The sequence below is a fragment of the Burkholderia sp. MSMB1459WGS genome (assembly GCF_001534535.1).
GTDB lineage: Bacteria > Pseudomonadota > Gammaproteobacteria > Burkholderiales > Burkholderiaceae > Burkholderia.
The window spans coordinates 45,814-57,950 of sequence record NZ_LPMU01000021.1; the positions used below are offsets into that span (position 1 = coordinate 45,814).

General features: G+C 68.8%; 13 protein-coding genes. 1 reads left to right on the forward strand and 12 read right to left on the reverse strand.

Features of this window, described 5'->3' with window-relative positions; all coding sequences use genetic code 11:
• Window positions 1-13: 13 nt before the first annotated feature.
• The 6 genes from WT97_RS07725 to WT97_RS07750 all read right to left on the reverse strand — a co-directional run bounded on the left by WT97_RS07725 (window position 14) and on the right by WT97_RS07750 (window position 4,401).
• On the reverse strand, window positions 14-1,045 hold the full coding sequence (locus WT97_RS07725) for an aspartate carbamoyltransferase catalytic subunit (RefSeq protein WP_006476735.1): 1,032 nt from the start codon (window positions 1,043-1,045) through the stop codon (window positions 14-16).
• A gap of 73 nt (window positions 1,046-1,118) precedes the next feature.
• Complete coding sequence (pyrR, locus tag WT97_RS07730; protein ID WP_059791682.1) at window positions 1,119-1,631, reverse strand: bifunctional pyr operon transcriptional regulator/uracil phosphoribosyltransferase PyrR; 513 nt, start codon at window positions 1,629-1,631, stop codon at window positions 1,119-1,121.
• Window positions 1,618-2,067 (reverse strand): Holliday junction resolvase RuvX, encoded by a 450-nt coding sequence (ruvX, locus tag WT97_RS07735; protein WP_059499824.1) that lies wholly within the window; start codon window positions 2,065-2,067, stop codon window positions 1,618-1,620. The genes pyrR and ruvX overlap by 14 nt, the downstream gene beginning before the upstream one ends.
• Window positions 2,064-2,642 carry a YqgE/AlgH family protein gene (locus WT97_RS07740; RefSeq protein ID WP_006491354.1) on the reverse strand — a complete coding sequence of 193 codons (579 nt, stop codon included), beginning with the start codon at window positions 2,640-2,642 and terminating at the stop codon, window positions 2,064-2,066. The genes ruvX and WT97_RS07740 overlap by 4 nt, the downstream gene beginning before the upstream one ends.
• Before the next feature lie 182 nt (window positions 2,643-2,824).
• The gene (locus tag WT97_RS07745) at window positions 2,825-4,126 is read right to left on the reverse strand and encodes a hypothetical protein (RefSeq protein ID WP_059499823.1); all 1,302 of its coding nucleotides are present in this window, start codon (window positions 4,124-4,126) and stop codon (window positions 2,825-2,827) included.
• 104 nt (window positions 4,127-4,230) lie between these two features.
• Window positions 4,231-4,401 carry a rubredoxin gene (locus WT97_RS07750; RefSeq protein WP_004186709.1) on the reverse strand — a complete coding sequence of 57 codons (171 nt, stop codon included), beginning with the start codon at window positions 4,399-4,401 and terminating at the stop codon, window positions 4,231-4,233.
• Between the two features lie 254 nt (window positions 4,402-4,655).
• On the opposite strand from WT97_RS07750, the gene WT97_RS07755 reads away from it, so the two are divergent.
• Window positions 4,656-5,522 (forward strand): hydroxymethylpyrimidine/phosphomethylpyrimidine kinase, encoded by an 867-nt coding sequence (locus tag WT97_RS07755; protein WP_012492910.1) that lies wholly within the window; start codon window positions 4,656-4,658, stop codon window positions 5,520-5,522.
• A 187-nt stretch (window positions 5,523-5,709) separates the two neighbouring features.
• Here WT97_RS07755 and groL read toward each other — a convergent pair whose 3' ends face one another.
• From groL to WT97_RS34520, 6 genes are all read right to left on the reverse strand, one after another.
• The gene (gene groL / locus WT97_RS07760; RefSeq protein WP_059499822.1) at window positions 5,710-7,350 is read right to left on the reverse strand and encodes a chaperonin GroEL; all 1,641 of its coding nucleotides are present in this window, start codon (window positions 7,348-7,350) and stop codon (window positions 5,710-5,712) included.
• 45 nt (window positions 7,351-7,395) lie between these two features.
• A complete protein-coding gene (groES, locus tag WT97_RS07765; protein WP_004186661.1) occupies window positions 7,396-7,689 on the reverse strand; it encodes a co-chaperone GroES in 294 nt (97 codons plus the stop codon).
• A gap of 403 nt (window positions 7,690-8,092) precedes the next feature.
• Window positions 8,093-8,605, reverse strand: coding sequence for an SRPBCC family protein (locus WT97_RS07770; protein ID WP_059791684.1), 513 nt, complete (start codon window positions 8,603-8,605; stop codon window positions 8,093-8,095).
• A gap of 41 nt (window positions 8,606-8,646) precedes the next feature.
• Window positions 8,647-9,279, reverse strand: coding sequence for a hypothetical protein (locus WT97_RS07775; RefSeq protein ID WP_059499820.1), 633 nt, complete (start codon window positions 9,277-9,279; stop codon window positions 8,647-8,649).
• Window positions 9,276-9,695, reverse strand: coding sequence for a hypothetical protein (locus tag WT97_RS07780; RefSeq protein WP_059791963.1), 420 nt, complete (start codon window positions 9,693-9,695; stop codon window positions 9,276-9,278). The genes WT97_RS07775 and WT97_RS07780 overlap by 4 nt, the downstream gene beginning before the upstream one ends.
• A gap of 384 nt (window positions 9,696-10,079) precedes the next feature.
• The coding region (locus WT97_RS34520; RefSeq protein ID WP_060353260.1) for a hypothetical protein at window positions 10,080-12,137 on the reverse strand (2,058 nt) is incomplete at its 5' end.

Sequence of the window (12,137 nt, forward strand, 5' to 3'; positions counted from 1 at the left end):
CGCGAAAGCGGGCTCAGTCGCTGTTGCCGGCGACGATGCCCATCACCGCCATCCGCACGGCGATGCCGAACGTGACCTGGTTGAGGATCACCGACTGCGGACCGTCGGCGACCTGCGAATCGATCTCGACGCCGCGGTTCATCGGGCCCGGATGCATCACGATCGCGTCGGGCGCGGCGAGCGCGAGGCGCTCGGGCGTCAGGCCCCACGTCTTGAAGTACTCCTGCGCGGACGGCAGCAGCGCGCCGCTCATCCGTTCGTTCTGCAGGCGCAGCATGATGATCACGTCGACGCCCTTCAGCCCCTCGTCGAGGTTGTGGAACACCTTCACGCCCATCTGCTCGAGCCCGCCCGGCAGCAGCGTGCGCGGGCCGATCGCACGCACTTCCGGCACGCCGAGCGTGGTGAGCGCGTGGATGTCGGAGCGCGCGACGCGCGAATGCAGGATGTCGCCGACGATCGCCACGCGCAGCTTCGTGAAGTCGCGCTTGTAGTGACGGATCGTGTACATGTCGAGCAGGCCCTGCGTCGGGTGCGCGTGGCGGCCGTCGCCGGCGTTGATCACGTGCACGTGCGGCGCGCAGTGCTCGGCGATCAGGTACGGCGCGCCGCTCGACGCGTGGCGCACGACGAACAGGTCGGCATGCATCGCCGACAGGTTGTTGATCGTGTCGAGCAGCGATTCGCCCTTGCTGGTCGACGACGCATTGATGTTCAGGTTCAGCACGTCGGCCGACAGGCGCGTCGCGGCGATCTCGAAGGTCGTGCGCGTGCGCGTCGAGTTCTCGAAGAACAGGTTGAACACGGACTTGCCGCGCAGGAGCGGCACCTTCTTCACTTCGCGGTCCGTCACGCTGACGAACTGCTCGGCCGTATCGAGGATGTGATTGACGATCGAGCGCGGCAGGCCCTCGATCGACAGCAGGTGCTTCAGCTCGCCGTTTTTCGTGAGCTGCGGGTTGCCCTTCAGGAACCCGTAGCGAAACCGGTCGGGGCTCGCGGCCGCCGCGGGATTGCCGGTGCGGCCAGTGGTGTCGGTGGTCATGGTGTGCGTGATTCCAACTATGCAAACGGGCCGCGGTGCAAACCAGCGGCCCGGGATACGGTTCGCGTGTCGTTCAGGTGCCGTGCGACTCGGCGTGCAGCGTGAACCGCGTATCGTCGCGCGCGAGCACGAGCGTCGCGTCGGCCGGCACGTCGAGCGTGCCGCCTGCGAAGCGCGCGGCGACCGGCAACTCGCGGCCGCCGCGATCGGCGAGCACCGCGAGCTCGACCGCGGCCGGACGGCCGTAGTCGAACAGCTCGTTGAGCGCCGCGCGCACGGTGCGCCCGGTGTACAGCACGTCGTCGACGAGCACGATGCGCGCGCCGTCGACGTCGAACGGCAGCGACGTCGGGCTGGCCTGGCTGTGCAGCCCCTTCTTCGCGTAGTCGTCGCGGTGCAGCGCGACGTTGACGACGCCGAACGCCGGTGCGCCGAGATCGCTCGCGAGGCGCTCGGCGAGCCACGCGCCGCCGCTATGAATGCCGGCGAGCCGCGGGCCGCCCGGTTCGGCGAACGCCGTGCCGTACGCGGCGCGGATCTGGTCGAGCAGGACGCGGTAAAGCGCCTCGGCGTCAATGGTGCTCATGGTCGGACAATTGATCGAAATACTGTTGAAGGATGACGCGCGCGGCTTCGGCATCGAGCATGTCGGTGCGTGCGCGACCGCGCACGTCGCGCTCGCGCAGCCCGGCCTCGGCCTCGACCGACGAATAGCGCTCGTCGATCCACGTGACGGGTAGCCCGAAGCGGCCGTTCAACTGGTTGCCGAAGCGCTTCGCCTGCTGCGTCATATCGTGCGGCGTGCCGTCCGGATGCATCGGCAAGCCCACGACGAGCGCATCCGGCCGCCATTCGGCCAGCAGGTCGCCAACCGCCTTGAAGCGGTGTTCGCGGTTCAGGTTCTGGATCACGACGAGCGCACGGGCGGAGCGCGTCAGCCCGTTGCCGATCGCGACGCCGATCCGTTTCTCGCCGTAGTCGAACGCCAGGAGCGTCGCATCGCGCGCGCTCGCGCCGCTCATGCGTGCCCTGCCTCGCCGGACAGCATCGACGAGCTGACGCCGAGCAGGCCGAGGGCGGCTTCGAAGCGCTCTTCGGCCGGCGTATCGAACACGATGCGCGGGTCGGCGGCGACCGTCAGCCAGCCGTTGCGGGAAATTTCTTCCTCGAGCTGCCCGGCACCCCAGCCTGCATGACCGAGCGTCAGCAGGAAGCGTTTCGGGCCGGTGCCCGTCGCGACCGCCTCGAGCACGTCCTTCGACGTCGTCATCTCGAGCCCGCCGTCGACGGACATCGACGAGTTGTAGCTCGCGCCCTCGACCGGCTCGTGCAGCACGAAGCCGCGCTCGGTCTGGACCGGGCCGCCGAAGTACACGGGAATGTGCAGCAGCGGCTCGATGTCGAGCTTCAGGTCGATGCGGTTGAACAGCGATTCGAGGTCGATGTCGGTAGGACGATTGATGACGAGGCCGAGCGCACCGCGCTCGCTGTGATCGCAAAGATAGACCACCGTCCCCGAGAACGTCGGATCGGCCATGTTGGGCATGGCGATCAGGAACTGGTTGGTGAGATTGATGCGATCGGAAGGCTTTGACATGGTTTGAATTTTAGCAAAGACGCCGCGACCTGACCGGGCCGCGATCAACAAGCAACGCCGCGCCGCGCTGGCAACGGCGCGCGCGGATCACACGGCACTCTAACACGCGCGCGGGCGCTGTCGGCAGCGTGTTGCAGGCCCATGCGACAAGGGCCGCCGCCGTGTGTCCGTCCCCTTGTTCGTCAGGTCCGGCCGAGCGCGGCGCCGAGCGCTTCGGACGCCGCCGTGAGGTCCGGCGGCGCGACGCCGGCCGCGATCTTCAGGAGCGCCGCACGCAGCATGTCGGACGCGTGGCGGTGCGCATCGAGGCCGCCGTCGGCGAGCGGCACGCCATGCGCCGCACGGCGCCACGCCAGGCCAAGCGTGTCGGCCAGCAGCGCCGCGTGGCCGAGCCCCAGCGCGCACGCGGCCGTGCCGACCCGATAGGCCGCGCCGGACGCGTGCCACGCGGCACCCGCGTCGGCGGTGGCCGGATCGGCCGCCAGGTCGGCCATCGACGCATCGGCGGTCTGCAGGAAATCCTCGTAGGCGTGCGCGTTGACGGTCACGACGCCGAGCGCGCGAGTGGGCGCGGCGGCGACCGCATCGTGCTCGGCCCGCGCCGCATCGGCCTCCCACAATGCTTCGGATGCGGGCGTGCCGGCGACGTGCCAGTCGACCGTCAACCCGTAGTCGTGCAGCACGTCGACGAGCGCGACGTCCTCGGCCGCGGCGCCGAACAGCGCGAAATCGCGCCATAGCAGCGCCACCGTCTCGCGCACCAGTTCGGGCGGTGCGCCGCGCCGGCCCTGCGCGTGTTCGCCGAGCAGCAGGTTGGTTCGCGCGAGAAAGCGCTTCAGCTCGGGCGCGCCGCTTGCGCGCAGCGCGCGCACGCATGCGGCCGCGAGCCGCCAGAAATCGTACGGTGCGTCATCGGCGAGCGCGGCCAGCATCGCGTCGAGTTCGTCGAGCGCGGCCCCCGGCGCGCCGTGTTCGGCACGCAGCACGCCCAGCAGCGCCTGCTCATAGCGGGCGCGAAGCCGGGCCGCGAATGCATCGGGCAGCGCGCGCAGCGTGGCAGGCGGCACCGCGCGGCCGACCAGCGCGAGCGCATCGAGCGGCGCGCTCGCGCGCAGGTCGGCGGCGCTTTGCGCACGCAACGCACGGAAATGCTCGAAGAGAACGGGCGAGCACGCGAGCTCGCGCAGGTTGTGACGCCCGACGGCCGCACGAAAATCGTGCAGCGCGGCCCGCCAGCCGGCCGAAGTCGGCTCGGTGCCGACGAGCGGCACGGCGGCCGACAGTTGCCCGGCGAAACGCGCGGCCGGCAGCCAGCCGGCTTCCGCCAGCACGGCCGCGGCCGCGGCGAGCGGCGCCGCGGCGTCGTCGCGCCGCTCGAATGCGTCGGCAGCCGCCGCCAGCCATGCTTCGGCCGCGCGCACGGCTCCGCCACGCGGGTTGGGCAATGCGTCAGGGTGGGGAACGTTCGCCGGATCGGACGTCATGGACACGCGCGCCTGTCATCGTCGAGTCGCTCGCGCGAATCGCGGCGCGCGAGCGCCGAATCCGTGCGAGGCCTGAGCGGAGTGTGCGTGGGCCAGCGGTCCGATCAGATCTGGACCATCTCGAAGTCTTCCTTGCGGGCGCCGCATTCGGGACACGTCCAGTTGATCGGGACGTCTTCCCAGCGCGTGCCCGGGGCAATGCCCTCTTCCGGCAGCCCGGCTTCTTCGTCGTAAATCCAGCCACAAATCAGGCACATCCAGCTCTTGTATTCCATCTTAAGCCGCGTCGGGGAAAGTCGGTAAATTCGGGAGCCATGATGGTACCGTGTCGGGGCCGGACTGCCTAGCAATCGCGCTGGAGGACGGCGACTACGTTGCGCTGCGCTAAAAAATCCGTCGTACCGGCCGGATTCCACCGCATAATGGCTGAAAGTGCGGCCTGCCGGGCAACACAGGGCCGAAAACGCCCCTCTCGCCTCGCGGTCCGCATCTCCGTCGCTTTTCCGTTTTTCTCTTGCCCCATTTTTACATGTCCAGCAACGCCCCTCCGATCGTCCTCACCTTCGGCCTGTCCGATCCCACCGGCGGCTCCGGCCTCCAAGCCGATCTGATGACCCTGGCGAGCATGGGCTGTCACGGCGTGTCCGTCCTGACCGGCTATACCGTGCGCGACTCGGCCGCCTGCGATGAAGTCACGGGCCTCGACCCCGACGTCGTCGCCGCGCAGGCGCGCATGCTGCTCGAAGACATGCCGGTTGCCGCGTTCAAGATCGGCGCGGCGACGCGCGCGGAAGTCGTGAGCGCGATCGCCGAAGTCGTCGCCGACTACGACGGCGTGCCGCTCGTGCTCGCGCCGGACTTCACGCTCGACGACGAACACGTGCTCGCCGCCGACGACCTGCGCGAATCGATCGCCGACCTGCTGGCGCCGCAAACCACCTTGCTCGTCGCTGACCACGCGACGCTGATCGCGCTCGCGCAGCCGGACGGCGATGCCGAGGCACCGAACCTCGATGCGGCCGTGTCGCACCTGCTGTCGCAAGGTTGCGAATACATCCTGTCGTCGGAAACGGGCTCGCACCGGCTCGTCAATACGCTGTACGGCGAAGAAGGCCAGCTTCGCGAAGACATGTGGGATCGCTCGCCGCACCGGCTGATGGGCATCACCGATACGCTCGGCGCAGCTATCGCGGCGCTGCTCGCGAACGGGCAGGAGCCGCCGGAGGCCGTGCGCGAGGCGCAGGAATACCTGTACCAGGCCGTGCGCGACGCGTTCCGGCCCGGTATGGGCGCATACCTGCCCGACCGGTTCTTCTGGGCGCGCAGCAACGACGATTCGGACACACCGCCGGCCGTGAAGGCCGACCCGGCGCCGAGGACGTCGCACCGGCATTGAGTCGCGACGCGGCAGGCAGGTCCCGCCGCCGCACGCCGCGCCGCGCCTGGTGCGTGACAGATCCGGCCGCCTCGCGCACGCATCGAAAATTACGCGCGCATAAAAAAAGACCCGCATCGCTGCGGGTCTTTTCTTTTGGCTGGAACGCGCATCGCTGCGCGTTCCGGACACCATCGACCGAAGTCGATTACATGTCCATGCCCATGCCGCCCATGCCGCCCGGCATGCCGCCCGGCATCGGTGCGTCTTCCTTCGGCAGTTCTGCGACAGCTGCATCCGTCGTCAGCAGCAGGCCTGCAACCGACGCTGCGTTCTGCAGTGCAGTGCGCGTGACCTTGGTCGGGTCGACGACGCCGGCTTCGACCATGTCGACGTACTCGCCCGTTGCTGCGTTGTAGCCGTAGTTGCCCTTGCCTGCAGCAACCGCCGCCACCACGACGCTGGCTTCTTCGCCGCCGTTCGTGACGATCTGGCGCAGCGGCTCTTCCATCGCGCGCAGCACGATCTTGATGCCGGCGTTCTGGTCGGCGTTCGCGCCGGTCAGGCCTGCGATCGCGGTGCGTGCGCGGATCAGCGCGACGCCGCCGCCTGCCACGATGCCTTCTTCCACAGCTGCGCGGGTTGCGTGCAGTGCGTCTTCGACACGTGCCTTCTTTTCCTTCATTTCGACTTCGGTCGCAGCACCGACCTTGATCACTGCAACGCCGCCCGCCAGCTTGGCCACGCGCTCTTGCAGCTTTTCACGGTCGTAGTCCGACGTCGCTTCTTCGATTTGCGCGCGCACTTGCTTCACGCGTGCTTCGATGTTCGCCGCTTCGCCTGCGCCGTCGATGATCGTCGTGTTTTCCTTGCCCACTTCGATGCGCTTCGCCTGGCCCAGTTCTGCCAGCGTTGCCTTCTCGAGCGTCAGGCCGGTTTCTTCCGCGATGACCTGGCCGCCGGTCAGGATCGCGATGTCTTCCAGCATCGCCTTGCGACGATCGCCGAAGCCCGGCGCCTTGACCGCAACGGTCTTCAGGATGCCGCGGATGTTGTTGACGACCAGCGTGGCGAGCGCTTCGCCTTCGACGTCTTCTGCGATGATCAGCAGCGGACGGCCTGCCTTCGCGACTTGCTCGAGCACCGGCAGCAGGTCACGAATGTTCGACACCTTCTTGTCGTGCAGCAGCACGAACGGATTGTCGAGGACGGCGACTTGCTTGTCCGGGTTGTTGATGAAGTACGGCGACAGGTAGCCGCGGTCGAATTGCATGCCTTCGACGACGTCCAGCTCGTCGGCCAGCGACTTGCCGTCTTCGACGGTGATGACGCCTTCCTTGCCGACCTTGTCCATTGCTTCAGCGATGCGATCGCCGATCGACGAATCGCTGTTCGCCGAGATCGAGCCGACCTGTGCGATTTCCTTGTTGGTCGTGCACGGCTTGCTGATCTTCTTCAGCTCTTCGACAGCCGCTGCGACTGCCTTGTCGATGCCGCGCTTCAGGTCCATCGGGTTCATGCCCGATGCGACGTACTTCATGCCTTCGCGAACGATCGATTGCGCGAGGACGGTTGCCGTCGTCGTGCCGTCGCCTGCGTTGTCGCTGGTCTTGGAAGCGACTTCCTTGACCATTTGCGCGCCCATGTTCTGGAGCTTGTCCTTCAGCTCGATTTCCTTCGCGACCGACACACCGTCCTTGGTGACCGTCGGGCCGCCGAAGCTGCGCTCGAGCACGACGTTGCGGCCCTTCGGACCCAGCGTGACCTTGACTGCGTTGGCGAGAATGTTCACGCCTTCGACCATCTTCGAACGGGCGGAATCGCCGAATACGACGTCTTTAGCTGCCATCTTTAACTCCTTGAATTCTTGGGAATATGTACCGTCGGAGGACGCTTACTTGGCGTTGACAACGGCCATGATGTCTTCTTCGCGCATGACCAGCAGTTCCTGGCCGTCGACCTTCACGGTCTGGCCTGCGTACTTGCCGAACAGGACACGATCGCCGACCTTCACGTCGAGTGCGATCGGCGCGCCCTTGTCGTCGCGCTTGCCCGGGCCGATGGCCAGGACTTCGCCCTGATCCGGCTTTTCAGCAGCGGCGTCGGGGATCACGATGCCCGAGGCGGTCTTGGTTTCCTGATCCAGGCGCTTGACGATCACGCGATCGTGCAAAGGACGAAGGTTCATATTCACTCCTCTCTTGACTGAGATTGAAGAACGCTTAGGGAAACTGCCCGGCTCATCGCCCGGCAGAGAATTGTTAGCACTCTCGTGCAGCGAGTGCTAATTATATGGACGGGTTTTGACAAATTCAAGAAGGGAAACCGGGGGGAATTTTCGGGGCGGCGAGGCGGCGGGAAAAATGCAGAAACACAACAAAAAACCTTTAAAAACAGCTACTTGAATACGGCAGCCGTCCCGATGGACAGCCCCATGCGATTCACCAACCTCATCCAGCCCCGATTGGACACCGGGTAAGCCCGGAGTTCCTGAGACCGGCGACATCGCCGCGAAAAAACCGTGTGGGCGCCGATTTCATCCGCCGCGCCACGTTCGTGCGCCTGCGTCGCCGGAGCAAGCGTCGCGCGCCTCACGCATCGGCACAGTCCCCGCCCGACAGCGGCCGGAAGGTCCGGCCGTCCGTCTCGACGGCCGCGCCCAGCCGCCGCGCGAGCCCCTTCGCGCCTTCGCGCATCACGACGTCGTGATTCCATCGGAACAGCGGCCGTGCGAGCGGCTCCAGCCAGTTCATCCAGCCGTGCGTGCGAATGTGCCAGTCGTAGCGCACGACGGTGCGCGCGCCGTCGGCGGCGAACGACCAGCGTCCGTCGCCTTCGATCGCGCCGCTCGCACGGCCTTCGAGCACATGCGGCCGCTCGACGCGCCGCACGCGCATGTCGAAGGTCAGCCGGTACGGCAGCGCGCCCTTCCACGTGTACCGGTGCAGCGCGCCGACGCCGCGTGCGTCGCCATGCTCGAGCTCGACGGTGCGCACGGCGCCCTTCCACCAGTCGGGCCAGCGATCGACCTGGTAGATCGCGTCCCAGACCGCCGCGAGCGGCGCATCCACCCGCCAGATCGTCGAAAACCGGTACTCCGCCATGCAGCCTCCGGCATGCGCGTCAGGAACGCGGATCGGCGCCGTCAGGGCGCGAAGAAACGTTCGGGAAACGCGACGTCGATCTCCACATCGTCGAGCGTCACGGTTTCGAGCGGCACGTCGTCGCCGTCCGCGTAGCTGACGACCTTCAGCGGAAAACCGTCCGCGGCGTCGAGCCACAGCCGGTAGCGATGCACGCCGTCGACCGCGTGCGCGGGCGCGCCCGTGACCAGCACGCGCAGCGCGGTCCGGCCGCCGACGGCCTCCTCGCCTTCGGTCACCGTCGCGCCGCCCTGCTGCAGCGCATGGACGTTGCGCAGCAGTTCGCCGACGTCCGAGCGGTCGACCCGGTGGCCGGTGCGATCGCGCACGAGCGGATTGGACGGCGACAGCGTCAGCGCGGGCGGTGCATGCGTGCCGAACGGGCGCAACCGCACCTTGCCGTCGCCGGGATCGTACGCGAGCACCGCGCCGCGATGCGGCGACACGAAATCCATCCGGACGAAGCCCGGTTTCAGGTATGCGTAGCGGATTTCGGTGTGCTCGCCGTCGCGCGCCGACGAGCGGATCGTCGCGCGGTACGAGCGGACGTGGTCGAAATGCGCCTGCGCGACGGTCACGGGATCGGCTGTCATGCTCGCTCCTATCAGGCTCGCGGCCAGCAACGCGGCGATCACGGCGCCGCCTCGACATCGAGCACGCCTTCCATCCCGCGCTCGCGATGGCTTCTGAAAAACAGCAGCCGGTGCGTGCAATAGTAGGCGAATCGCCCCGGCTGCAGCGGCGTGAAACGAAACGTCCTCGGCGTCGTGCCGAGCTCGGTGCGTACCGCGATGCCGGCCTGCGGCGCGTCGATTTCGAAGCTGTGCGGCACCACGCCGGACTCGGCCGACACGGTCAGCTCGACCGGCACGTGCGCGCGCACGATCACGTGATCCGGCCGGAAGAAATAGCTGCCGCCGACGATCGCCACGCGCTGCACGCCATCGGCGTCGACCGGCACGCGCACGGGCGGGTCGCCGTCCGCTTGCGCAAGCATCGTGCCCGCGAGCAACGCTGCCAGCCCGAACCCCTTCGTCATCGCCGTCTTCATCGCTTGCTCCCTGCGAGCGCCGCGCGTCATCCCTTCCATGCGTCGGTCGGGCCGCCCAGCGCACCGCATGCATCGATCGCGAACTCGCGCAGGCGCGTTCCATTCCGGTCTCCTTGGCGGCTGCCGCCGGACGGGACGATCGGCTGCGTCGCGATCATTATCCCGCCGGCCGGCCGTGCCGGAACTCGGTATGTAAACGGACGGCGACGGCCGGTTATTCCATGGCACGCCGTGCCGCAACGCGGCGAGCGGCGGCGATCATTGATGCGAAGAAAGAAAACGGCAAGCCCGAAATGACAACGCGGCATGACATCGCTGTCATGCCGCGTTGCGCGACCGTTGCGCACGACGGCCGATGCGGCGCCGTCGTGCGGTTTCGGCCGGTTACCTCGGCAGTGCGCCGGTCAGCGACTGGAGCAGCGTCGTCACCGGTGCGAGCGGGTTGTTCGGCGAGCTGTTGCCGGAATGCGGCGTCACCGACAGGCTCGGCGCGGAGCCGAGCACCGTGCCCGCCGACGTGCCGACCGCATTGACGACCGTCGCCGTCGAGTTGGCACCCGTCGTCAGCAGCGAGCCGACCGCGCCCGCCGTGCCGCCGGCCGCATTCGCGCCCGAGCCGAGCAGACTGCCGCCTGCCGCTGCCGTCGAACCGGCCGCGCCCGACAGCGCGCCGGCCGCCTGGCCGAGCGCCGCCGGACCTGACGCGAGTGCGCCCGTCACCGAACCGAGCGCGCCAGTCAGCGCGCCGGCCGGGTTGCCTCCGCCGGTCAGGCCGCTCACCAGATTCGTGATCGGCGCGATCGGGTTGCTGCCGGCGGCGCCGGACAGCGTGCCGACCACCTGGTTCACGACGCCTTGCACCGGCGCCAGCGGGTTGGAACCGCCCAGGTTGCCGAGGGCGCCCGTCACCGAGTTCAGCGCGCCCGTCAGTGCGCCGGCCGGATTGCCGCTGCCGAGCGTACCGACGACCTGATTCACGACACCCTGCACCGGCGCCAGCGGGCTCGTGCCACCGAGTGCGCCGAGCGCGCCCGCCACCGAGCCGACCGCGTTGCCGAGGGCGCCCGTGGCCGTCCCGACCGCGTTGCTCAGCGTGCCGGCCGCGTTGCTGCCGCCGAGCGTACCGACCACCTGGTTCACGACGCCTTGCACCGGCGCCAGCGGGTTCGTCCCGCCGAGATTGCCGAGCGCGCCCGTCACCGAGCCGAGTGCGCCGGTCAGCGCGCCGGCCGGATTGCCGCCCGGCAGGGCGTTCTGCAGACCGCTGACGAGGTTCGTGATCGGCGTGATCGGGCTGCCGCCGCCAGCACCCGACAGCGTGCCGACGACCTGGTTCACGACGCCCTGCACCGGCGCCAGCGGGTTCGCGCCGCTGAGCGCGCCCGTCACCGAGTTCAGCGCGTTCGTCAGCGCACCGGCGGGATCGCCGTTGCCGAGCGTACCGGCGAGTTGCGTGACGGCGCCTTGCACCGGCGCGAGCGGGCCGCCTGCGCCACCGACGTTGCCGAGCGTGCCCGTGATCGTGTTGACCGCGTTGCTCAGTGCGCCGGCCGGGTTGCCGCTGCCGAGCGTGCCCGTGACCTGGTTCACGACGTTCTGGATCGGGGTGATCGGATTCGCGCCACCGCCGAGGTTGCCCAGGGCGCCGGTTACCGTGCCGAGTGCGCCGGTCAGAGCGCCTGCGGGATTACCGCCGCCGATGCCGCCCAGTGCACCCGTCACCGTGCCCAGCGCGCCGGTCAATGCGCCTGCGGGATTGCCGCCGCCAACGCCGCCCAGTGCACCCGTTACCGTGCCGAGTGCGCCGGTCAATGCGCCTGCGGGGTTGCCACCGCCGACGCCGCCCAAGGCGCCCGTTACCGTGCCGAGTGCGCCGGTCAGTGCGCCCGCCGGGTTGCCACCGCCAACGCCGCCCAAGGCGCCCGTTACCGTGCCGAGTGCGCCGGTCAATGCGCCTGCGGGGTTGCCACCGCCGACGCCGCCCAAGGCGCCCGTTACCGTGCCCAGCGCGCCGGTCAGAGCGCCCGCCAGGTTGCCACCGCCAACGCCGCCCAAGGCGCCCGTTACCGTGCCGAGTGCGCCGGTCAATGCGCCTGCGGGGTTGCCACCGCCGACGCCGCCCAAGGCGCCCGTTACCGTGCCCAGCGCGCCGGTCAGAGCGCCCGCCGGGTTGCCACCGCCAACGCCGCCCAGTGCGCCCGTCACCGTGCCCAGCGCGCCCGTCAATGCGCCTGCCGGGTTGGCGCCACCAAGCGCGCCGGTAACACCGTTCACCACGCCCTGCACCGGCGCGAGCGGATTCGAGCCGCTGCCAAGGTTGCCCAGTGCCCCCGTGACCGTGCCAACGACACCGGTCAGTGCGCCGGCCGGGTTGCCGCCGCTCAACGCGCCCGTCACTTGATTCACCACGCCCTGAACCGGCGCCAGCGGATTCGCACCGCC